This is a genomic window from Actinoplanes sp. NPDC051470, assembly GCF_040682035.1.
Taxonomy (GTDB): domain Bacteria; phylum Actinomycetota; class Actinomycetes; order Mycobacteriales; family Micromonosporaceae; genus Actinoplanes.
Map to the genome: position 1 here is coordinate 26,606 of NZ_JBFBAA010000044.1, position 22,192 is coordinate 48,797.

At 71.9% G+C, this 22,192-nt stretch carries 16 protein-coding genes; 9 read left to right on the forward strand and 7 right to left on the reverse strand.

Going from position 1 to position 22,192, the window contains the following annotated elements; translation table 11 throughout:
• Window positions 1-29 precede the first annotated feature (29 nt).
• Window positions 30-1,802: an N-acetylglutaminylglutamine amidotransferase gene (locus tag AB0M54_RS43565; protein ID WP_364478442.1), complete on the forward strand. Its 1,773-nt coding sequence runs from the start codon at window positions 30-32 to the stop codon at window positions 1,800-1,802.
• 19 nt (window positions 1,803-1,821) lie between these two features.
• A complete protein-coding gene (locus AB0M54_RS43570) occupies window positions 1,822-3,588 on the forward strand; it encodes a S9 family peptidase (protein ID WP_364478444.1) in 1,767 nt (588 codons plus the stop codon).
• Here AB0M54_RS43570 and AB0M54_RS43575 read toward each other — a convergent pair.
• Window positions 3,585-5,138, reverse strand: coding sequence for a leucine-rich repeat domain-containing protein (locus AB0M54_RS43575; protein ID WP_364316584.1), 1,554 nt, complete (start codon window positions 5,136-5,138; stop codon window positions 3,585-3,587). The genes AB0M54_RS43570 and AB0M54_RS43575 overlap by 4 nt on opposite strands.
• Window positions 5,135-7,414: an ankyrin repeat domain-containing protein gene (locus tag AB0M54_RS43580; protein ID WP_364478446.1), complete on the reverse strand. Its 2,280-nt coding sequence runs from the start codon at window positions 7,412-7,414 to the stop codon at window positions 5,135-5,137. Before AB0M54_RS43580 ends, AB0M54_RS43575 begins: the two co-directional genes overlap by 4 nt.
• Window positions 7,415-7,588: 174 nt before the next feature.
• Between AB0M54_RS43580 and AB0M54_RS43585 the strand changes: the two genes are divergently transcribed.
• The 3 genes from AB0M54_RS43585 to AB0M54_RS43595 are packed head-to-tail and all read left to right on the forward strand — an operon-like array spanning window position 7,589 to window position 10,237.
• A complete protein-coding gene (locus tag AB0M54_RS43585) occupies window positions 7,589-8,896 on the forward strand; it encodes an MFS transporter (protein ID WP_364478449.1) in 1,308 nt (435 codons plus the stop codon).
• A 51-nt stretch (window positions 8,897-8,947) separates the two neighbouring features.
• Entirely contained in the window at window positions 8,948-9,718 is a 771-nt protein-coding gene (locus AB0M54_RS43590) for a hypothetical protein (protein ID WP_364316576.1), read from the forward strand.
• A gap of 12 nt (window positions 9,719-9,730) precedes the next feature.
• The gene (locus AB0M54_RS43595; RefSeq protein ID WP_364316574.1) at window positions 9,731-10,237 is read left to right on the forward strand and encodes a DinB family protein; all 507 of its coding nucleotides are present in this window, start codon (window positions 9,731-9,733) and stop codon (window positions 10,235-10,237) included.
• 9 nt (window positions 10,238-10,246) lie between these two features.
• Here AB0M54_RS43595 and AB0M54_RS43600 read toward each other — a convergent pair whose 3' ends face one another.
• From AB0M54_RS43600 to AB0M54_RS43615, 4 genes are read right to left on the reverse strand one after another with little or no spacing between them, the layout of a single operon-like run.
• Window positions 10,247-11,725 (reverse strand): ATP-binding protein, encoded by a 1,479-nt coding sequence (locus AB0M54_RS43600; protein ID WP_364478452.1) that lies wholly within the window; start codon window positions 11,723-11,725, stop codon window positions 10,247-10,249.
• Window positions 11,722-13,380, reverse strand: coding sequence for an FAD-dependent oxidoreductase (locus AB0M54_RS43605; RefSeq protein WP_364316568.1), 1,659 nt, complete (start codon window positions 13,378-13,380; stop codon window positions 11,722-11,724). Before AB0M54_RS43605 ends, AB0M54_RS43600 begins: the two co-directional genes overlap by 4 nt.
• A gap of 9 nt (window positions 13,381-13,389) precedes the next feature.
• Window positions 13,390-13,689 (reverse strand): UBP-type zinc finger domain-containing protein, encoded by a 300-nt coding sequence (locus AB0M54_RS43610; protein ID WP_364316565.1) that lies wholly within the window; start codon window positions 13,687-13,689, stop codon window positions 13,390-13,392.
• A gap of 1 nt (window position 13,690) precedes the next feature.
• Window positions 13,691-14,842: an NAD(+)/NADH kinase gene (locus AB0M54_RS43615; protein ID WP_364317164.1), complete on the reverse strand. Its 1,152-nt coding sequence runs from the start codon at window positions 14,840-14,842 to the stop codon at window positions 13,691-13,693.
• A gap of 187 nt (window positions 14,843-15,029) precedes the next feature.
• On the opposite strand from AB0M54_RS43615, the gene AB0M54_RS43620 reads away from it, so the two are divergent.
• The 4 genes from AB0M54_RS43620 (at window position 15,030) to AB0M54_RS43635 (ending at window position 20,671) form a co-directional block, all read left to right on the forward strand.
• On the forward strand, window positions 15,030-16,562 hold the full coding sequence (locus AB0M54_RS43620; protein WP_364478455.1) for a ricin-type beta-trefoil lectin domain protein: 1,533 nt from the start codon (window positions 15,030-15,032) through the stop codon (window positions 16,560-16,562).
• Between the two features lie 113 nt (window positions 16,563-16,675).
• Window positions 16,676-18,292: a beta-1,3-glucanase family protein gene (locus AB0M54_RS43625; RefSeq protein ID WP_364316559.1), complete on the forward strand. Its 1,617-nt coding sequence runs from the start codon at window positions 16,676-16,678 to the stop codon at window positions 18,290-18,292.
• 172 nt (window positions 18,293-18,464) lie between these two features.
• Window positions 18,465-19,772 (forward strand): multidrug effflux MFS transporter, encoded by a 1,308-nt coding sequence (locus AB0M54_RS43630; protein WP_364478458.1) that lies wholly within the window; start codon window positions 18,465-18,467, stop codon window positions 19,770-19,772.
• An 83-nt stretch (window positions 19,773-19,855) separates the two neighbouring features.
• Window positions 19,856-20,671, forward strand: a complete 816-nt coding sequence (locus AB0M54_RS43635; protein ID WP_364316553.1) for a PrsW family intramembrane metalloprotease — start codon at window positions 19,856-19,858, stop codon at window positions 20,669-20,671.
• A 508-nt stretch (window positions 20,672-21,179) separates the two neighbouring features.
• Here the strand turns inward: AB0M54_RS43635 and AB0M54_RS43640 are convergent.
• The gene (locus AB0M54_RS43640) at window positions 21,180-22,178 is read right to left on the reverse strand and encodes a hypothetical protein (RefSeq protein ID WP_364316550.1); all 999 of its coding nucleotides are present in this window, start codon (window positions 22,176-22,178) and stop codon (window positions 21,180-21,182) included.
• Window positions 22,179-22,192: the final 14 nt, after the last annotated feature.

Genomic DNA, 22,192 nt, shown 5'->3' on the forward strand with positions numbered 1-22,192 from the left:
ACAATCTGATGACCCTGGGAGGTCCCATCATGTGCGGCATCGCCGGAGAGCTCCGGTTCGACCAACGGCCCGCGGACGCCGACGCCGTCCGCGCGATGCTGCCGTGCCTGGAATCCCGCGGCCCGGACGGCGAGGGGCTGGAGACCCGCGGCGCGGTCGTGCTGGGCCACCGCCGCCTCAAGATCATCGACCTGTCCGACGCCGGACGGCAGCCGATGACCGACGACGAACTCGGCCTCACCCTGGTCTTCAACGGCTGTATCTACAACTATCAGCAGCTGCGGGACGAGCTCCGGGGGTACGGCTACACGTTCTTCTCCACCTCCGACACCGAGGTGATCCTCAAGGCGTACCACCGGTGGGGCGCCGGCTGTGTCGACCACTTCCTCGGCATGTTCGCCTTCGCGATCGTCGAGCACGGCTCGGGCACCGTGATGCTGGCCCGCGACCGGCTCGGCATCAAGCCCCTCTACCTGGCCGAGACCCCGGGCCGGCTGCGCTTCGCGTCCACGCTGCCGGCGCTGCTCGCCGCCGGGGACGTCGACACGTCGCTCGACCGGGTCGCCCTCCAGCACTACATGACGTTCCACTCGGTGGTCCCGGCGCCGCGGACGATCGTCGCCGGGGTGCGCAAGCTGCCGCCGGCGACCGTACGCGTGATCAAGGCCGACGGGACCAGCACCGAGCGCGTCTACTGGGAGGCCGGCTTCACCCGCGCCCGCGATCTCAGCTCCGAGGAGTGGGCCCACGAGGTCGGGCAGAAGCTGCGGGTCGCGGTCGAGCGGCGGATGGTCGCCGACGTGCCGGTCGGCGTGCTGCTCTCCGGCGGGCTCGACTCCAGCCTGATCGTGGCGCTGCTGGCCGAGCAGGGTCAGCGCGGCCTGACCACGTTCAGCATCGGGTTCGAGGCGGCGGCTGGCGAGCAGGGCGACGAGTTCGCGTACTCCGATCTGATCGCCAAGCAGTTCGACACCGAGCACCACCAGATCCGGATCGGGCGCGACCGGTTCCTGCCCGCGGTCACGCGCACCGTGGCCGCGATGAGCGAGCCCATGGTCAGCCACGACTGCGTCGCCTTCAACCTGCTCTCGGAGGACGTCTCGCAGCACGTCAAGGTGGTGCAGTCGGGGCAGGGCGCGGACGAGATCTTCGCCGGCTACAGCTGGTACCCGCCGCTCGCGAACGTTCCGCGGGACGGTGCCGTCACGGCGTACGCGGCGGAGTTCTTCGATCGTGATTTCGAGACCCTGTCACGGCAGCTGAGCCCGTCGTGGATGCTCGCGACCGATGAGAGCCGCGTGTTCGTCGAGACGAACTTCGGCCGGGCCGGGGCCACCACCAGCGTGGACGCGGCGCTGCGGCTCGACTCGCAGGTGATGCTGGTCGACGACCCGGTCAAGCGGGTGGACAACATGACCATGGCCTGGGGGCTGGAGGCGCGGGTCCCGTTCCTCGACCACGAGCTCGTCGAACTGGCGGCCGCGTGCCCGCCCGAGCTAAAGCTTGCATCAGGGGGCAAGGGCGTGCTCAAGGACGCCGCCCGGGGCGTGGTGCCCGACGAAGTGATCGACCGCACCAAGGGTTACTTCCCGGTTCCGGCCATCCGGCACCTGGAAGGACCGATGCTGGACCTGGTCCGGGATGCCCTTTATGCCCCCCAGGCCCGGACACGCGGATTGTTCCGCCCGGAGTACGTTGACGCGCTCCTCGCGGACCCCAATACTCCTCGCACCACCCTCGGCGCGAACCAGCTCTGGCAGCTGGCACTGCTTGAGATGTGGCTGCAGGACAAGGGGATTTAGACCACGAAGGGAGACCTGGATGACCGGTCAGCTCAACCGTGTCGACGTCACTGTTCTGCCGATGGGATGGATGACCCGGGATCCGGGATCCTTCCCGACGGAGGTCAGTGGCAGTTGGTCCCCGGCCCTGTCGCCGGACGGCCGGCACGCCGCGTACGTGTCCGACCGGAGCGGGGTTCCCAAGGTCTGGGTCCAGCCGGTCGGCAGCGAGCTGACCTTCCTGGTCGACACCGGCGAGCAGCCGGTGATGGCGGTGCAGTGGTCCACCGGGGGCGGCTGGCTGGCCTGCCTGCTGGCGCCCGGCGGCGCGCCCCGGCACGAGGTCTGGCTGGTCCGGCCGGACGGTTCCGAGCTGCACCAGGTGGCCGGCTTCGGCGCCGACACCGCCGACAACATGCGCTGGCTGCCGGGCCGGTCGCTGCTGGCGGTCACCGAGAACCTGACCCAGGCCCTGGTCATCGACCCGGTCACCGGTGAGCGCCGGGTCATCGCCTCGGGCGACCTGATCTCGCTGTTCGACGTCAGCCCCGACTTCTCCCGGGCGCTGATCCGGCGCGGTCCCCGTGGTGACCGGCACATCGCGGTGCTCGACCTCGCGACCGGCGTCGAGGAGCACGTGGCCAGCGGCGAGGAGGCCGTCTTCGGGCCGGACGGGTCGATCTGGGCCCGCTGTGACGCCGGGGAGTTCCCGGTGCTGATCCACGTGCGGGACGGCGAGGTCTCGGTGGTCGCGTCGTCGCCGACGGACGAGGTGGAGTCCTTCGCGCTGACCGCCGACGGCAGCCGGGCGGCCGTGCTGTGGAACGTGCGCGGCGGCCTGTCCCGGCTGACCGTCCTGCCCGGCGGCGCCGAGATCCCGCTGCCCGGACTGGTGGCGGCCGGGCCGTCGTGGAGCACCGACGGCAGCACGCTCGCCTTCACCGTCGAGGGCCCCGGGCAGCCGCACGGCACCTGGGCCTGGGCCGACGGCAAGCTCTCGCCGGTGTCGGTCGAGGCGACGGCGCCCGGCGCGGTCCGGCCGGTGCTCGAGGAGTTCACCGGGCACGACGGGCTGGCGCTGACCGGCTGGCTGTTCCGCCCGGCCGGGCCCGGGCCCCATCCCACCGTCCTGTGGTTCCACGGTGGGCCGGAGGCGCAGGAACGCCCCGGTCACGGCCCGCTGTTCCAGTCCCTGGTCGACCGGGGCATCGCGGTGTTCGCGCCGAACGTGCGCGGGTCGTCCGGCTTCGGCCGCACGTTCGTCAACGCCGACAACGGGCCGCTGCGCTACGACGCCATCGAGGACGTCGCCTCATGCGTGAAGCATCTGGTCGGCGGCGGCGTGGCCGACCCGGCCCGGATCGGGATCATGGGCCGGTCGTACGGCGGGTACCTCACCCTGGCCGCGCTGGTCACCTATCCGGAGCTGTTCGCGGTGGGCATCGACGTCTGCGGCATGAGCGACTTCGCCACCTTCTACGAGCACACCGAGCCGTGGATCGCGGCGGCCGCGGTCAGCAAGTACGGCGACCCGGTGCACGACGCCGACCTGCTGCGCGACCTCTCCCCGATCACCCGGATCGACCGCCTCCGCGCCCCGCTGATGGTCGTGCACGGCGAGAACGACAGCAACGTCCCGGTGATCGAGGCCGAGCAGGTGGTGGCCGCGCTGCGGGCCCGTGGCGCCGAGCACAAGTACCTGCTCTTCCGCGACGAGGGCCACGAGCTGCTGCACCGCCACTCGCGCGCCGAGTACCTCCAGGAGACGGTCGCCTGGCTCACCCACCACCTCCGGGCGAGGAACTAGCCCCCGACCAGTTTGTTCACCGCCTGCGCGATCGCCGCGGCGATGGGCGCGACCGAGGTCAGCCCGCCGGCGACGGTCTGAAGGGTCTCGCAGGACAGCTCGACCAGGGTTCGATTCGGGCGGTCACCGGCGGCGCGGGTGACGAGGTCCTCGGCGGCCTCGACGACCGTCTCGCCGTCGGCGCGCTCGGCCGGCGGCAGCGCCTGGACCACCGAGGCGAGCTCGGTGAGGAGCCGGTTCAGCTCGGCCCGCGCGCCGTCGTCGGCGACGCCGGCGGTGATGGTCTGCGTGACTCGCTCCAGGCTGGACCGGATGGCGAAGTTCGAGTTGGTGACGTCGCCGATGGTGTAGTTGTCGCCCATGATCTGATCTCCGAAGTGCTGATTGATGACGATCCCGGCCGCGTCGGTCGAGCGGAGGGAGATGTCGGCGGACCGGGACACCGCGTCGACCGCGAGCTCGGCCGCGACCGCGACGTCAGCGCGCGATCGCGACGGCTGGAAGCGGACGTCGGCCGGCTTCCCGCCGGTCTCGCGGTAGTGCCGCCGGATCAGTTCGGTGGCGGTTCTCAGCGAGACGTGCGTGAGGTCGACCTGGCTCCCGTCCGCGAACCGCATGGTCAGGGCACAGGATCGGTAACGGCGGTAGTGGAGCCGGGCCACCACGAGCATGCCGCCCAGGCCGGTCACGTGCAGGGCGCACAGCAACGTGAGCATCGCCGCGTCGAAGTACTGGCGGGTGGGATCGTTCTCCCCCGCGGTGAGCGCCCGGACCGCCCCCGCGGTCTCCTCGGCCCTGGCCGCCGCCCGCCACGCGGCGCACGAGGGGCTGGTGGCCCGCGGCGGGCCGCACGGGTTCCGCCGCATCGACAGGCGGCGGAGCGTCGGCGACCCGGCGAGAGCCACCGGCACCTTGGCCAGGGCGTTGTCGTCCAGGAAGAGCTCACGCAGCGGCAGGTCGGCCAGCGGCCGGACGTCGGCGAGCCGGTTGCCGGACAGATCCAGCACCCGGAGCCCGCGCAACGCGCCGAACCAGCTGGGCAGCGTCTCCAGCGCGTTGCCGCTGAGATCGAGCCGGGTGAGTTCGGTGGTGTCCAGCCGGGGCAGGGCGCGCAGCCGATTGCCCGACAGATCGAGCAGGCGCAGGCGCCGCAGGCCGGTCAGCGGCGCGGCGTCGGCCAGAGCGTTGTCCCGCAGGCGAAGGTCGACGAGACCGGTGCCGGCGAGCTCGGCCGGCAGCGCGGTCAGCCGGTTCTCGGAGAGGTCGAGATGCCGGAGGGCGGCGCCGGAGCCGGCCTCCGGCGGGAGCGCCGTGAGCCGGTTGCCGGCCAGGTTGAGGCCCTCGAGCCCCGGCAGCCGGAAGATCTCGCCCGGCACCTCGCGCAACCGGTTGCCGCTGAGGTCGAGGCGGCGGATGCCGGGGTGTCCGAGGATCTCCGTGGGCACCTCGCGCAGACCGAGACCGTTCAGGTCGACCCGCCCGGTCCCGTCCCGGCCGGCCGAGGCGACCCGCTCCGCCACGCCGGGTGCCGCCCGGCTCGCATCGGTCATCCGCGTGCGTGCTCGCGCAGTAGTTCCGTGATCGCGGCCGAGGTCGAGAGGTCGGCGGCGGTGCGCCCCTCGGTATCGGTCGCGATCACGTCCGCACCGGCGGCCAGCAACGCTTCGACGGTGGCCCGTTGCCGCGCGAAGACCGTCATGAAGTCCCGCGACCAGCCGGTCTCCGCGGTGACGGCGAACATGATGGCCGTACTGCCGCTCTTCGCCTCGCGGTTGACGTCCGCGCCCGCGGCGACGAGCCGCTCGACGCCGGTCGGGTTCATGTCCCGGGCGGCGTACATCAGGGGGGTGTGGCCGTCGGAGTCCTCCTCGTCCGGGTCGGCGCCGGCCTCGATCAGCAGGTCGATGATCTGGCCGGACGGGCCTTCGGCCCGGCAGCCGGCCGCGCCGTGCAGGGCCGTCTGACCCAGGGCCGTCGGCCGGTCCACGTCGGCTCCCCGGCGCAGCAGTTCGGCGACCGCCTCGGTGGAGCCCGCGGCGGCGGCCGACGTCAGGGCGGACACCCCGGCCGGGTCGGCGGCGTGGACGGAGGCCCCGGCCCGGCACAGCGCCGCGACCGCTCCGGTCGACCGGGCCATCGCGAGGGGCGTCTGACCGGTGGCGGTCGCGGCGTCCGGGCGCGCGCCGAGGGCCAGCAGGACAGCGACGATCTCCAGCTCGTCGCGGACGACGGCGGCGACCAGCGCGGTCCGTCCGTCGCCGTCGCACCGATCGGGATCGGCGCCGGCCTCGAGCAGCCGCCGGACGGACGCGGCCCCGCCGGCGAGCGTCGCGGTGACCAGCGCCGTCCGGCCGCGCCGATCCGCCCGGTCCGGGTCGGCACCGCAGCCGAGGACGAACTCCACCAGATCCGAGTTCCGTCCGGCCGCGTCGGCGAGGAAGGTCGTCCCGGTCCCGTCGAGCGTCGTGTCGATGTCGAACCCGGCATCGCACAGCGCGGAGAGCACCGAGCGTGCGCCGTTCGCGGTGGCGCCGGCATACCGCGTGGACGAACCGTCCCGGACCACGCCGCTCGCCGACGCCAGCTCACCGAACAACCGTCCCGCCTCGGCCGGATCCGGCCGGCCGAGCGTCGCGGCGTCGGCGCACCGGACACTCGCGCGGTGCGGCCGGCCCGATGCGCTCGCGTGCAGGTCGGCGTGGGCCAGCGGACCGGAGACGAACCAGCGGGCCTGGCGTGGCGTGGCGCCGAGGATCATCGACACGTCGCGCTCGGTGCGCCCGACCCGGCCGCGGGCCCGGAGGCCGGCGAGCCAGCCGGGGGCACGGTCCCGCGCCTCGTCCATCAGCCGCTGCTCCTCCTGCTTCCGACGCGGCCACCAGAGGCCGGCCGTCCGGAGGGCGGTCCCGCCGGCGAAGCCGACGTGAAAGATCCCCGCCTTGGAGTAGGCGGCGGCCGCGAGCTCCGGATCGGCCCCGGCCACGGCGCCGGTCAGGAGGGCCAGTTCCGCCGCCTCGTCGACGCCGATGGGCCGGCCGAAGCGGCTGAACGACACGTGCAGATAGGGGCCGCTGCTCCAGAGCATCTGAACCGGCCCGGCCCCGGACTTGACCAGTTCGAAGGGTGGCGCCCCGCCGGCGAGGCGGCGCACCTCGGCGATCAAGCGTCGCCGGTCCTGGGGTTCGACCGGCACATCGGGCGCCGCCGCGAGGAGATCCGTGTGGTAGTGACCGAACTCGTGCTGGATCGCGAGGCTGAACGTGTCGGCGTCGACGGACAGCAGCCACTCCAGGCCGGCCTCGAAGGAGTGGTCGATGCTGTGCCCGTCGACGATCCGCGCGCCCCGATGGATCTGCCGCAGAATGGCCTGGACCAGGGCGTCCGGGGCGATGCCGAGCACGTCGCGACGGAACACCGCGTGGTCGGTCAGCGCCTGGGTCAGATAGGCGCGCAGCGCCTCGTGCCGCATGGCCGCGCCGCGCCAGCCGAGCCGTTGGAGCCGGATCAGTCCGGCCGGGGTACGCCACTCGGCGGCAGGCGTGCTGAGCTCGATGACGTTCGCCTGGAACAGCCGCGGATAGAACCCGATCAGGTAGGCGCGCACCAGATCCGGGACGCCGGGGACGTGCAGCAGGTTCGCGGGGTCGGTGAGATCGGGTGGCTCCCAGGCGTCGAGGCCCAGCTCGGCCGTCAGCACCACACCGAGCGCCGTCACCGCCCCGAGGTCCTCGTCGTCGGCGAGCTCACGCAGCACCGTCACGGCGCCGGCCGGGGCGGCCGGGCCCGGTGCGGCGAGAACCAGATCGATCAGCTCGCGGTACGGCACCTCGTCGACTCCTGTTGATCACTCGGCGGGACGCACCGTTCCCAACGACGGCCGGTCGCGCGGGTCACTCGGGGTGACCAGGCACACGTGTGGCGTGCGCCCGATTCGTTGCAGGTCGAGGGCGGCCGGAGAAGGGTTGGGGACGTACCCCGATGTCCGGCTGGAAGGTTTGTGATGGCCCTGCGACGAGCGTGGGCCGTCTGGGCCGTTGGTCTGGCCGCCTACGTGATCGCTGTGTTGCACCGCACCTCCCTGGGGGTGGCGGGCCTCGACGCGCAAGACCGGTTCGGGGTCGGCGCGAGCGCGCTGGCGTCGTTCGCGGTTCTTCAACTGCTCGTGTACGCGGCGCTTCAGGTGCCGGCCGGCCTGCTGCTCGACCGTTTCGGGTCGGTGCGGATGATCGTGGCCGGCGCCGTCGCGATGGCGGCCGGGCAGGTGCTGATGGCGTTCAGCGACGGCGTCACCGGCGCCGTGGTCGCCCGGGTGCTGGTCGGCGCGGGTGACGCGGTGACCTTCATCAGCGTGTTGCGCCTGGTCCCGCGCTGGTTCCCGGCCCGGCGGGTGCCGGTGCTGACCCAGCTCACCGGCATCATCGGGCAGCTCGGCCAGATCCTCAGCGCGGTGCCGCTGGCCGCCCTGCTCGCCTACCAGGGGTGGAGCGCCGCGTTCGTCGCCATGGCCGCGCTGGGCGTGCTGGTCGCGGTGGTGACGGTGGTCGCGCTGCACGACACCCCTGAGGTACGCGTGAGCGCCGGTCCGGCGATCACCCCGCGCCAGGTCGCCCTCGACCTCAAGCAGGCGTGGCTCCAACCGGGCACCCGGCTGGGCCTGTGGACCCACTTCACCACCCAGTTCGCCGGCACCGTGTTCGCGCTGACCTGGGGGTTCCCGTTCCTGGTGGCCGGCGAGGGGCTGAGCCGGGGCACGGCCAGCGCGCTGCTGACCGTGTTCGTGCTGACCGGTATGGCGGCGGGGCCGGTGATGGGCGTGCTGGCCCAGCGGTTCCCGTTGCGCCGGTCGTGGCTGGTGCTCGGCGTGGTCGTCACCACCGCCGCCGGGTGGGGCCTGGTGCTCCTCTGGCCGGGCCCGGCGCCGCTGCCCGTGCTGGTGCTGCTGGTGCTGGCGCTGGGGCTGGGCGGCCCGGGGTCGGTGATCGGCTTCGACCTGGCCCGTACCTTCAACCCGCCGGCCCGGCTGGGCACGGCGACCGGCATCGTCAACGTGGGCGGGTTCACCGCCTCGCTGCTGACCATCCTGCTGGTCGGGCTGATCCTCGACTGGCGAACCGGTGGGGGTGCGAGCTATGACCTGGCCGACTTCCGGGTGGCGCTGAGTGTCCAGTATCTGGTCGGTGCGATCGGGGTCGTGGGCATCCTGCGCACCCGGCGGCTGGCCAGGCAAAGGATGGCCGAGGACGGGGTCGTGGTCCGCCCGATTCGCGAGATTCTGGCGGAGCGGCGTGGTTTAGCAATGCGCCGGTAGGTAAAGGCAGAGGCTTCCGGCGACCGAACTAGAGCGTGGAGCAAGGAGGACATGTCCGAGCAGGCAGCAGAACGGATCTGGTCCGGCATCGACATCGGCAAGACCCTGGCCGGAGCGCTGGCCGCGGTGTGCGCGGCGGTGATCGGCTCGTTCCTGGGCGTCGCCGGCACCCTGATCGGCGCGGCCCTGGCCAGCATCATCGGCACCGTGGGGACGGAGATCTACCACCGTTCGATCAAGCGCGGGGCCCAGAAGCTCCAGACGATCGCGCCCACGTTCGTGACGGCGCCCGCCGCGGTGGGCACGCCCGACGTGGCCGCGGCGTCCGAGGACGACAAGCCGTCGGAGACCGTTCCGGAAGCGGAGCGGACGACCGGGCGCACGATCAGGTGGAAGCGGGTCGCGCTCATCACGGCCGGCGTCTTCGTGCTCGCCATCGGGGTGTTGTCCCTGATCGAGCTGATGGCCGGCAAGTCGGTGGCGTCGATGGTGGGCGGCAACTCGTCCGGCAGCACGACGCTGAGCAGCACGTTCGACGGCAGGAGCGAACCGCGCAACGAGAAGCCGGTGACGCCGGTGGCCCCGTCGCCGGAGGCCACGCAGCCGACGACCGACGAGGGCAGCGCACCGGCCGGGACGCCGACGACCGAGCCGACCGACGCGCCGTCGACCGGTGCGACCGAGCCGACCACGGCGCCGACGACGGACGCCCCGGCGACCGACGCGCCCACCGAGCCGGCCAACCCGGACAGCGGCGCCGGTGAGGGCAACGGTGAGGGTGGCGGGGAGCCGGACGTCCCGACCACGAGCACGACCGAGTAGAAGGAGCGAGCGGTGCGGGCCAACGAGGTGCTGATCGAGGCGTACGGACGGCTGCCGGAACTGGTGGCCGGCGCGGTCGAGGGGCTGAGCCCCGAGCAGCTGCGCCAGACGCCGGCCGAGGGCGCGAACACGATCGGCTGGCTGGTCTGGCACCTGACCCGGGTGCAGGACAGCCACCTCACCGAGCTGATCGGCGGCCAGGAGGTCTACGTCGCCGGCGGCTGGGCGCCGATGTTCGGCCTGCCCGGCGGCTCGGACGACACCGGCTACGGCCACTCGGCGAAGCAGGTGGCGAAGGTCGCGCCCGAGACGTCACAGGCGCTGCTGAACTATTACACCGCGGTGCACGAGCGCTCGATCGAGTTCCTCCGCGGCCTGTCCGACGACGACCTCGACCGGGTCGTGGACAAGAACTGGGATCCGCCGGTCACCATGATGGCCCGGCTGATCAGCGTCTACGACGACGACGCGCAGCACGCCGGGCAGGCCGCATACGTGCGCGGCCTGCTCGGGGTGTGAGCCCCGCGGTCAGGCGGAGGACGGTTCGCTGAGCGGCAGCCGCACCAGGAAGCGGGTGTCGCCCGGCTCGGACTGGAGCTTGATGTCGCCGCCGTGCCGGTTGACCACGATCCGGTACGAGATGTCCAGCCCGAGGCCGGTGCCCTCACCCACCGGCTTGGTGGTGAAGAACGGCTCGAAGACCCGCTTTCGCAGCTCTTCGGGCACGCCCGGCCCGGAGTCCCCGATCGACACCACGAGCTGGTTGCCGACCAGGTAGGTCTTGATGGTCAGGGTGCCGACGCCCTGCATGGCCTGGACCGCGTTGTCGATCAGGTTGGTCCAGACCTGGTTGAGCTCGGCCGGGTGGGCCGGGATCTGCGGCAGCGAGCGGTCGTAGTCCTTGACCACGGTGATGCCGTCACCGATCTTGTGGGTGAGCATCACCAGCGTGCTGTCCAGGCCGCTATGCACGTCGATCCACTGGTGTGCGGCCCGGTCCATCTGCGAGTACTGCTTGGCCGCGGTGACCAGGCTGGAGACCCGGCTGGTGGCGTCCTCGATGTCGCTCATCAGCTGTTCGGTCTCGAGCGCGTACCCGAGCCAGTGCACCGCCTGGTCGAGCAGCTCGGGCGCGCCGACCTTGCGCTCGATCTCGGTGAGGCATTCGACGTCGAGGCCGCCCTGGGCGAAGACCGGCGCGATGTCCCAGCCGCCGGTGATGTGGTGCTCGTCCATCCACTCGCCGAGCTCGTCCTCGAGGTCGGAGGTCTGCATGGCGCTCAGCACGGGCGCCTTGGCGGCCCGCTCGATGACCTCTTCCTGAAGTTCGACCAGCGCGTCGAGGCGGGCCGGGTCGACCTTGCCGGCGGCCAGCATGCCCAGCTTGTGACGCATGCCGGCGACCCGCTGACGCAGCGAGCCGGTGGCCCGGGACGCCGCGGCGGCCGGGTTGTTCAGCTCGTGCATCAGCCCGGCGGTGAGCGCGCCGAGCGCGGTGAGGCGCTGCCGCTCGCCGACCGCGGCCTGCGAGTTGCGCATCCCCATGGCCAGACCCTCGAGCAGGTGTACGGCCATCGGGAACCACTCGCGCATCATGTGGCCGAAGTCGGCGGCCTCCATGACGAAGAACTCCGACTCGTCGAGCGCGCGCATCGAGCCCATGTACTGCTGCTGCACGCCGTCGTCGCGGAGGTAGGCGTTGGTCGCGCCCATGTACACGCCGCGCTGCTCGGTGCGGTTGGTCTCCACCTCGTCCTGGCCCACCATGCGGGTGAGCTGAATGGTGCCGCTGAGCAGGATGAAGAACTTCTCCGCGGGGTCGCCCTCGCGGAGCACGTACGAGCCGGCCTTGGCCCGCATCGTGCACCCGTGGTCGCGGATCCAGGTCAGCTGCTCGTCGGTCAGTTTCTCGAACAGGAACAGGGTGCGGAGCTGGTCGTTGGTGAGCTTGCCCGGTTCACAGGGTTCGAGAGTGATCTCCCCGGTGTCGGTGCCGGTGTCGGTCATTGCGCCTCCAGGTAGCGGTGCACCAGCGTCACGGCCATCGCGCCCTCGCCGACCGCCGAGGCCACCCGTTTCACCGAGTTGGCCCGGACGTCGCCCGCCGCGAAGATCCCCGGAACGCTGCACTCCAGGTAGAACGGATCGCGGTCCCGATCCCATCCCTTCGGGCGGGTGCCATTTGTCAGAAGATCCGGCCCGGTGTAGACGAAGCCACGTTCGTCCCGCGCGACGGCGCCGTCCAGCCAGTCGGTCCGGGGCTCGGCGCCGATGAAGACGAAGAGGTAGCCGCACTCGACCGTGGTGCTCTGCCCGTTCTTGCCGTCACAGATGGTGATGGCCTGGAGGTGGCCCTCGCCCTGCGCCCCGACGACCTCGCAGCGGGTCCGGACGTGGATGTTGGGCTTCCGCTCGATCTGCTGGATCAGGTAGTACGACATCGACGCCTCGAGCGAATCGCCGCGGACCAGCAGGGTGACGTTCTTCGCGAACCGGGAGAAGTACATCGCGGCCTGGCCGGCCGAGTTGGCGCCGCCGATGATGAAGACGTCGGCGCCCTGGCAGGCCGGCCCCTCGGAGGAGGCCGAGCCGTAGTAGATGCCCGAGCCGGTCAGCTCGTGCACGCCGTCGGCCACCAGCGGGCGGTAGGCCACACCGGTCGCGAGCACCACCGAGTGGGCGGACACCTCGCCACCGTCGGTGAACGACAACGTCTTGGCCGGTCCTTCCACCCGAAGCCCGGTGACCTCGCGGGTGTTCAACACCTCGGCCTCGAACTTGCCGACCTGCCGGCGGGCCCGGGTGGTCAGGTCGCCGCCGGAGATGCCGTCCGGGAAGCCCAGGTAGTTCTCGATCCGGGAGCTCTGCCCGGCCTGGCCGCCGACCGCCTGCCGCTCGACCAGCAGCGTCTTGAGGCCCTCGGAGGCGCCGTAGACGGCCGCGCCCAGCCCGGCCGGTCCGCCGCCGACGATGATCAGGTCGTAGAAGTCGCGGTCGGGGGCGGTGGACAGCCCGGCCGCCTCGGCCACCTCGGTGGTGCTCGGCTGGGACATCGCCCGGCCGTCGGTGGTGACCACCAGCGGGACCGCCTCGGGACCGACCCCGGCCGCCTCGAGCAGCCGGCGGCCCTCGGGCTCCTCGGCCGAGAGCCAGCGGTACGGGACCAGGTTGCGGGTCAGGAAGTCGCGCACCTGGAAGGACTGCTCGTTCCAGCGGTGACCGACCACCCGGATCGACTCGAGGTCACGGTCGCCGCTCTCCAGCCACGCGTCGAGCAGCGCGTCGATCACCGGATAGAGCTTCTCCTCCGGCGGATCCCAGGGCTTGAGCAGGTAGTGGTCGACGTCGACCTGGTTGATCGCCTGGATCGCCGCGTCGGTGTCGGCGTACGCGGTGAGCAACGCCCGCCGCGCGTTCGGGAACAGGTCCATCGCCTGCTCCAGGAAGTCGATGCCGTTCATCTGGGGCATCCGGTAGTCGGCCAGCATCACGGCCACACGGCCGCCGCGCAGCTTGAGCTCGCGCAGCGCCTCGAGCGCGTCGGCGGCCGCCGAGGCGCGGATGATCCGGTAGTTCTCGCCGTATCGCCGGCGCAGGTCACGGGCGATGGCGCGGGAGACGGAGGGGTCGTCGTCGACGGTCAGGATCGCGGGATGGCCCATGTGTCAACCTCAGGGATGAGAGAACGTCGGTGCGCCGGGAACGGTGAAGACGAGGTCGTCGGCGTAGCACCACCACCAGTCCTCGCCGGGCTCGTACGACTGGACGAGCGGGTGCCCGGTCTCGTGGAAGTGCGCGGTCGCGTGCTTGGCCGGCGACGAGTCGCAGCAGCCGACGTGGCCGCAGTTCTCGCAGAGCCGCAGGTGGACCCAGCGGCCACCCTCGGCGAGGCACTCGACGCAGCCGTCGCCCGACGGCTTCACGTCGTCCAGCCGCACCTCGTCGACGTGCGCGCACGGTTTGTTGCTCATGTCAGGTCCCTTCGACAAGGTCGGAGTATTCGGGGTGGCGCTCGAGCCACCCGGTGACGAACGGGCAGGTGACCTTGACCGGGGTCGCCCGGTTGCGGGCGTCGGTGAACGCGGCGGTGGCCAGGCGCCCGGCCAGCCCGCGCCCTTCGAACGCCTGGTCGATCTCGGTGTGGGTGAGGTCGACGGCGGCGCCCCGGCGGGTGTAGTGGAGCACGCCGGCCACCTCGCCGCCGAGCAGCACTTCGTACCGGCTCTGCTCGAAGCTGTCGACGACCACCGCGTCGGCGGCGTCGCCGCTGGTGATCTGGGCGCTGCCCTCGACCCGAAGCTTGCGCCGGGCCCGCTCGTAGAACGAGGTGCTGCCGAGGCGGATGACCTGGGCCGCGGCCGGGACCGGCACGATCGAGAGCTGCTCGCCCTCGGTCACGTACCCCTCGATGATGCCGTCCACCTCGACCGCGAGGCGGCCGCTGCGCGGGAGCACGTCGAGGTCGAGCCGCTCGTCCAGGGCCAGCATGAGCGAGCGGTTGAAGGACGAGTGGGCGGCCGAGGCCGAGACGATCAGGCCCTCGACGTTGGGCGAGACGATCGGGCCGCCGGCCGAGAAGGAGTACGCGGTGGAGCCGGTCGGCGTGGCCACGATCACCGCGTCGGCCGCGTAGCTGACGAAGTTCTTGCCCTCGACGGAGATGCCGACGTTGGCCAGCCCGTCGCCGGGCACCCGGACCAGGGCGATGTCGTTGAACGCGGACACCGCCTGGCCGCCGGGCAGTGTGGTGCGCACGGCCGTGCGGGACTCGATGGTGAACCGGTGCTCGTCGAAGGCCGACAGCGCCGACGGCAGGTCGGGCAGGTCGACCTCGGCCAGGAAGCCGAGCCGGCCGACGTTGACCCCGAGCACCGGGGTCTTGCGTCCTTCGACCAGCCGCATGGTGCGCAGCATGGTGCCGTCGCCACCCAGGCTGACCAGCACCTGAGCGCGCTCGATCATCTCTTCGGAGCTGACCGCGACGGCGTCGCAGTCGATCCGGTTGATCTCGTCCTTCAGGCCGAGCACGGTGACGTCGCGCGTCTTCGCCCACGACACGATGGCGTCGATCGCGGCGCCGCAGTCACGCCGCGGATGCAGCACGAGACCGACCACCTTGACCATGCCCACGACAACCCCCCTGTGGTGAATGCGCCCGCCGTCAACCCTTGCACGTCGGCGGCTCAGCGGCGAGCCACCTCGTACGGTCCCCGCACCATGTTGCCTGGAGATTTCTTGACACATTGTTAATAGATAGACAGACTCCGATGAGAGCGCTCTCCCATCCCCTCTTTCTCCCCAGGAGTGAGCTATGGCCCGCCCCCTCAAGGTGGTCGTGGTCGCCGCGGCGGCTCTCGTCGCGGTCGGCATGATCGCCCCGCCCAGTCAGGCCGCCGAGCCGGCCCCGAACCCGACCCCCTCGTTCGACCTGGCGCCCGGCATGCTCGCCGCGATGCGCCGCGACCTGAAGCTCGACGACAACCAGATCCGCGCCCGGCTGGCCACCGAGGCGGCCGCGCCGGTGGTCGAGCAGCGCGTCCGCGCCCGGACCGGCAAGGCGTTCGCCGGGGCCTGGATCCCGGCCGGCGGCACGAAGCTCACCGTCGCGGTGACCTCGGCCGCGGCCGCCGGGAAGGCCCGGGCCGAGGGCGCCGACGTGACGATCGTGTCCCGTAGCGCCGACGAGCTGGCCGCCGCCCAGGCCAAACTCGACAAACGGGCCGCCAAGGCCGATAAGAGCATCCGTGGCTGGTACACCGACGTCGCCACGAACAGCCTGGTGGTACGGGTGGCGCCGGGCCGGGAGGCGGCGGCGCGGACGTTCGCGGCGGACAGCGGCGCCGGCGCGGTCCGGGTCGAGACCCTGGCCGAGCCGCCTCAGCCGCTCTACGACACCCGCGGCGGCGACCAGTACGTGATCAACGGCAACACGCTCTGCTCGGTCGGCTTCTCGGTGGCCGGCGGCTTCGTCACGGCCGGGCACTGCGGCGGCGCGGGCAGCCCGACGCTCGGCTACAACAACGTCGCGCAGGGCACGTTCGCCGGCTCGTCGTTCCCCGGCAACGACTACGCCTGGGTACGCACGAACGGCAACTGGGTCTCGCAGCCGTGGGTGAACAACTACTCGGGCGGCAACGTGACCGTGGCCGGGTCGCAGGACGCCGCCGTCGGCAGCTCGATCTGCCGCTCCGGGCGTACCACCGGGTGGCGGTGTGGAACCTTGCTCGGCCGCAACGAGACGGTCACCTACCCGCAGGGCTCCGTCTCCGGGCTGAGCCGCAGCAACGCCTGTGCCGAGCCGGGCGACTCGGGCGGCTCGTGGATCTCGGGCAACCAGGCGCAGGGCGTCACCTCCGGAGGCTCCGGCAACTGCACCTCCGGCGCGACCATGTGGTTCCAGCCGGTCAACGAGATCCTGGGCGTGTACGGGCTGTCGCTGACCACGACCGGCGGTGGCGGCGGCGGGCAGGCGATCATCAGCAACTGGAACAACAAGTGCGTCGACGTGCCGAACTCGAACTTTTCCGACGGCGTACGCGTGCAGATGTACACCTGCAACCAGACCGGCGCGCAGCAGTGGGCGGCGGTCAACGGCACGCTCCAGGTGCAGAACAACAAGTGCCTGGACGTGGCCTGGGGATCGACCGCCAACGGCGCGGCCATCCAGATCGTCGGGTGCAGCGGCAACCCGGCCCAGCAGTTCGTGCTGAGCGCGGCCGGCGACCTGGTCAACCCGCAGGCCAACAAGTGCGTGGACATCGCCGACTGGAACGGCAACGACGGCGCGCTGCTCCACCTCTGGGACTGTGTGGGCGGGGCCAACCAGAAGTGGCGTCGCGGCTGAGAAGACGTTATCCGGCCGAGGCTCGCCCGTCGGGGCGGGCCTCGGCTCTCTTTCAACCTTCTTTAATGTTCCTTTAAGGGCCGAGAGAGCGTTCTCTCGGACAATCCATGGCCATGCGCCGCTTGAGAACAACCCTGCTCACCGTCGCCGCGGTCGCCGCGGCCGCGGGCACCGCCTGGATCGCCCTGCCCGCTTCGGCCGCCTCCGCCACGGCCACCGTCAAGACCGTCTCCGACTGGGGTTCCGGTTGGCAGACCGAGGTCGTCATCGACAACTCCGGCGCCGCGATGTCCGGCTGGAAGGTCGAGTTCGACCTCCCCGCGGGCGCGGCGATCGGCAGTTTCTGGGAGGCCGACATGGCCGTGAGCGGCGCGCACCGCACGTTCACGAACCGGGCCTGGAACGGCGCGGTGCCGACCGGCACGAAGGTGACCTTCGGCTTCGTCGGCTCCGGCGCCAAGCCGGTGAACTGCACCCTGAACGGCGCGCCGTGCGCCGGCGGGGCGACCGCGCCGGTCCCGACCACGACCGCGCCCGCGCCGCCGCCCGCGCCGTCGCCGAGCGCGACCGCGCCCACCAAGCCCCCGGCCACGCCGCCCACGACCGCTCCGACCGAGGACCAGCCGCCGCCCGCGGCCTCGAACGTGCTGCCGCTCACGGTCACCAACAAGACCGGCCGCGGCGAGCAGGTGTTCCTGTACGTGCTCGGCACCAACCTGAACACCGGCAAGCTCGGCTACGTCGACTCGGCCGGCGCCTTCCACAACTGGACCGGCGGCCAGCCCGTACCCGTACCCGCGCCTGATGTCGCCATCGCCGGACCGGGCAACGGCGGCGCGACCACCATCAAGATCCCGAAGGGTCTCTCCGGCCGGCTCTACATGTCGCTCGGCCAGAAGCTGGACTTCCGGCTCAGCACCGACGGCCTGGTGCAGCCCGCGCCGTGGGCCGGCGGCGACCCCAACCGCGACATCCTGTTCGACTGGTCCGAGTTCACCCTGAACGACGGCGGCCTGTTCCTGAACAGCTCACAGGTCGACATGTTCGCGGTGCCGCACGTGGTCAGCGTGCGGGGTGGCGACGGGAAGACGATCCGGACCGGCGAGCTCAAGCCGGGCGGCCGGCAGCGGGTGATCGACGCGATCAAGGCGCAGCCGGGCTTCGAGAAGACCGTGGTGACCCGCTCGGACGGGACGGTGCTGCGGGTGCTGGCGCCGGGCAAGGCGGCCGACGCCGGGCAGTTCTCGGCCACCTACCTGGACCCGTACATCGCCTCGGCCTGGAACGCGTACGCGAGCCGGACGCTGACCGTGACGCCGTTCGGTGACCGGCCGGAGGTGAAGTACTCCGGGCGTACCGCCGGGAACGTCATGAACTTCACCGACGGGTCGGGCCGCACGGTGGCCTCGTTCACCCGGCCCAGCACCAGCAACGTCTGGGGCTGCGACGGCGCCCTGGGCGCCCCGAACGACCAGGTGGTCGGCCCGATCGCACGGACCCTGTGCGCGGCCCTGCACCGGTCGACGCTCGGCACGATCGACAATCAGCCCGGGGGTACGGCGGCCGACTTCTACCACGGGTCACTCACCAATCACTACTCCCGGGTAATTCACCAGAACATGGTCGACGGTAAGGCGTACGGCTTCGCCTTCGACGATGTGCAGAACCAGGAGTCCCTGGTGCACTCGGGCGACCCACGGACCGCGGGAATCGAGCTCACGGCCTTCTGAGCACGACATGGACAGCCCGGCGCGTCGCTTCATTCCGTGGAATGTCGCTTGACGCGCCGGGCTTTTTACCTGTACGTAATGTGCGATTTTCCGACGGTGTGACGGGCAGCACGAAAAATCATTTCTTGGAATTGTCCGATAGCCCGGAGACTTGTTCGTCAACGTGTCAAACATGCACCGCGACGGACGGAACGAGACGATGACCCTGGCCCCGGAGCAGGCGCCACCCGCGCCCGACCTGACCCCTGGCGAGCGGATGACCACCCGCCAGCGCATCAAGCTCGTGCTGGTGCTGGGCGCGCTGATCGCGATCGGCCCGCTCACCATCGACATGTACCTGCCCTCGCTGCCGTCGATCACCGACGACCTGAGCGCCACCGCGGCCCAGGTGCAGCTCACCCTCACCGGCACGCTGCTCGGCCTCGCGCTCGGGCAACTCGTGATCGGGCCGCTGTCCGACAAGTTCGGCCGGCGTACCCCGCTGCTCGCCGGTGTCGCCGTGCACGTGCTGGCCTCCGTGCTGTGCGTGATCGCCCCGAACCTCGCCATGCTCGGCACGCTGCGGGTCCTGCAGGGCCTCGGCGCGGCCGCCTCGATGGTGGTGGCGATGGCCATCGTGCGCGACCTGTTCACCGGGTACGCCGCGGCGACGCTGATCTCCCGGCTGATGCTGGTGATGGGCGCGGCGCCGATCCTCGCCCCCACGCTGGGCAGCATCACCCTGACCTGGACCTCGTGGCGCGGCGTCTTCGTCGTGCTGGCGGTGTACGGCATCGGCATCATCACGGTGGCCGCGCTGGCGCTGCCCGAGACCCTGGCGGTGGAGAACCGGCGCAGCGGCGGCGTGGCGGGCACGCTCCGCGACTACGGGCGGCTGTTCGCCGACCGGTCCTACATCGGGCTGATCCTGGTCGCCGGCCTGGCCATGGCGGCGATGTTCGCGTACGTCTCCGGCTCCTCGTTCGTCTTCCAGGGCCAGTACGGCCTGAGCGAGCAGCAGTTCGGCTTCGTCTTCGGCGCCGGGGCGATCGGCCTGATCGCCGCCACCCAGGCCAACCCGATCCTGCTCAAGCGCTGGAGCCCCGCCCGCGTGCTCAGCTCGGCGCTGGTCGTCGGCGCGGTGGCCGGGGTGGTCCTGCTGCTGTTCGCCTCGACCGGCTTCGGTGGCCTGGTCGGCCTGCTGATCCCGCTCTGGGTGGTGCTCGCCTCGGCCGGCCTGGCCCTGCCCAACGCGCCCGCGCTGGCGCTGTCCCGGCACGGCGAGACCGCCGGCACCGCGGCGGCCCTGCTCGGCGCGGTCCAGTTCGGCGTCGGCGCGCTGGCGGCGCCGCTGGTCGGCGTCCTCGGCACCGGCGCGACCGGCATGGCCGTGGTCATCGCCGGCGGCATGCTGGCCGCGAACGTGGTCCTGGTCCTGGTGGCCCGGCCGTGGCAGATCGCCGTCGACGAGGACGAGCCCGCCGTGGCTGTCGCCCACTGAGGTAATCCGCGGCCGGGCCGAGCGAAGCGATCCTGACGCTCGCTTCCTTGTCCTCTTCCGGTCGGGTGGCAGAGACTACGGGCATGCGTGATCGTTGGCGCCGGTGGGCGTGGCTCGGTGTGCTCGTGGTCGGTCTGGTTCTCTACTTCGTCGTGCTGCGCACGCTGGTCGGCACGCAGAACCCCAACTTCGTGCCGGCCCTGATCCTGCTCGGCGCGACGGTGGTGCCGCTGGCGTTCCTCACCTTCGCCCAGGCCCGCACGGGGCACTGGCAGGTGCCCGCGTCCGCGCTCGTGGTGTCCGGTTTCTTCGGCGGCGTGATCGGCATCGTGGTGGCCGGATCGCTCGAATACCACACGCTCCACGACCTGGGCGCCCTGCCGATGCTGTTCGTCGCCCTGATCGAGGAGAGCGCCAAGCTGATCGTCCCGGTCGTCCTCCTGTTCACCGTGCTCGCCCGGCACCAGCGCCGGCTGCCCTCCGACGGCCTGATCATCGGGGTGGCGGCCGGCATGGGTTTCGCCGCGCTCGAGACGATGGGGTACGCCTTCACCGCGCTCCTGTCCTCCCAGGGCAACATCGGCTCGGTCGAGCAGACACTCTTCATCCGGGGCCTGACCGCGCCGGCCGGGCACACCGCGTGGACCGGCCTGACCGCCGGCGCCCTGTGGGCCCTGCTGGCTTCCCCGTCGGGCAAACGCTTCCTGGAGTTCGCGCTCACCTTCCTCGGCGCGGTCATCCTGCACACCCTGTGGGACACCTTCTCCGGCGCCGTCACCTTCGCGATCCTCGCCGTGATCAGCCTCGGCTGGCTGTTCTGGGCCCTGCACCGCTACCGAGCCTTCGGCGAACGCCTCTTCGCCGTCCCACCCCTACCCGCCAACGCACCCACCCCGTGACGCCCCGCCAACCGGCCCGAGGCCTGCGCCGGCGCTAGCCAGGCCGCCCTTCCCGGGCAGCTCTCGCCGGGCAGCTCTCGCCGGGCGATGGCAAGGCCGGGTGCGCCAGGCGTCCAGGCTGCCCACTCACCCTCGCGGCCGTCGCCGCACCGGATACCGCCCTGCGCTACCACTGTCACGAACGGTGGTAGCGCAAAGCGGCATCCCAGCCAAAACACCGCACGGACCTACCACTGCCGCGAACCGTGGTAGCGCAAAGCGGCATCGCAAGCCTGGATACCGCACGGTCCTACCACTGCTCGCTCCGGCCGCCACCGCGAGCGGCGGCAGCGAGGGCAAGTGGGCAGCTCGCCCGCATGGACACCCAGCCCCACCACCGCCCATCGCGAGCGGCGGCAGCGAGGGTGAGCGGGCAACCCGCCCGCATGGACACCCAGCCCCACCACCCGCATGGCGCGAGCACTCGGAAACCCGTCCCCGCGCGCGCGGCCGGCTCAGCGCAAGGGCCTCAGCGGCGCTGTTCCGGGATCGGCCGTTGCTTGCCGCCGGCGGCGACGTAGGCGGCCTGGGCCCGGGCAGCCAGCGCCGGGGACCCACACTCGGTCGCGATCTGGAGACCTTCGCGCAGAACCCGGCGGGCTTGGGGCCGGCGGCGGGCCGTGTTCAAAGCGGTGCCCAGATCGACGAGCGCCTGGGCGTACTCGAAGCGGCGGGGTGAGCGCTGCAAAACCTTGACCGCCTCGTCGAGCGCGCCGATCCCCGGGCCGCCCGGCACGGTTCCCTCGACGCGCAGGGCGCGGCCGAGCGCCGACGCCGGGCCGGTTCGCCGGGCCAGGCCCACCTCGGCCGCGACCAGCCGGGCGGCCGCCTCAGTGGCGCCGGTCGCCACCAGGGCCGCGGCCGCCGCCGACCGCCAGGGCAGCACGGCGGGGCGGTCGGCCTGCCGGGCGGCGAGGCGTTCACCGCAGGCGAAGAGGTCGGCCAGCGCCTCGCCGACGTGGCCGGCGCAGGCGTAGAAGCGGCCACGGGCGTAGCGGAGCGCGAGCATGCTCGGGGTGTCGGAGAGCTCGCCGCGGAAGCCGATCAGCAGCTTCTCGGCGCCGGGGACGTCGCCGGCGTCGAGGCGGGTCGAGACGCGGCGGGCGCGCAGCAGCACGGCCGGGTCGTCCCACGGGTCGTCGCTCAGCATGCGGGCGGCCAGTTCGCCGTCGCGTTCGGCGCCGGACAGCCGGCCCATGCGGCGGCCGACCGAGGCGCGCAGGGAGTAGGCCGCGGCCAGGGCGGGGCCGGACCGCCAGCGGCCGGCGGCGTCGATCGCCACCCCGCAGTTGCGCAACGCCATCTCGAGCTCGTCGGCGTCGGCGCGGGCCGCGGTGGCGCGCAGGTATCGGGGCAGATCGGCCTGGTCGGACGGGGGTGGCACGGCGGCTCGCAGCCGGACCAGGGGGTGGGATGCGAGGTTCCGGGCGGGCTCCGCCAACTCCAGACGGTCGTCTCTGACGGGCATGACTCGTTCCTACC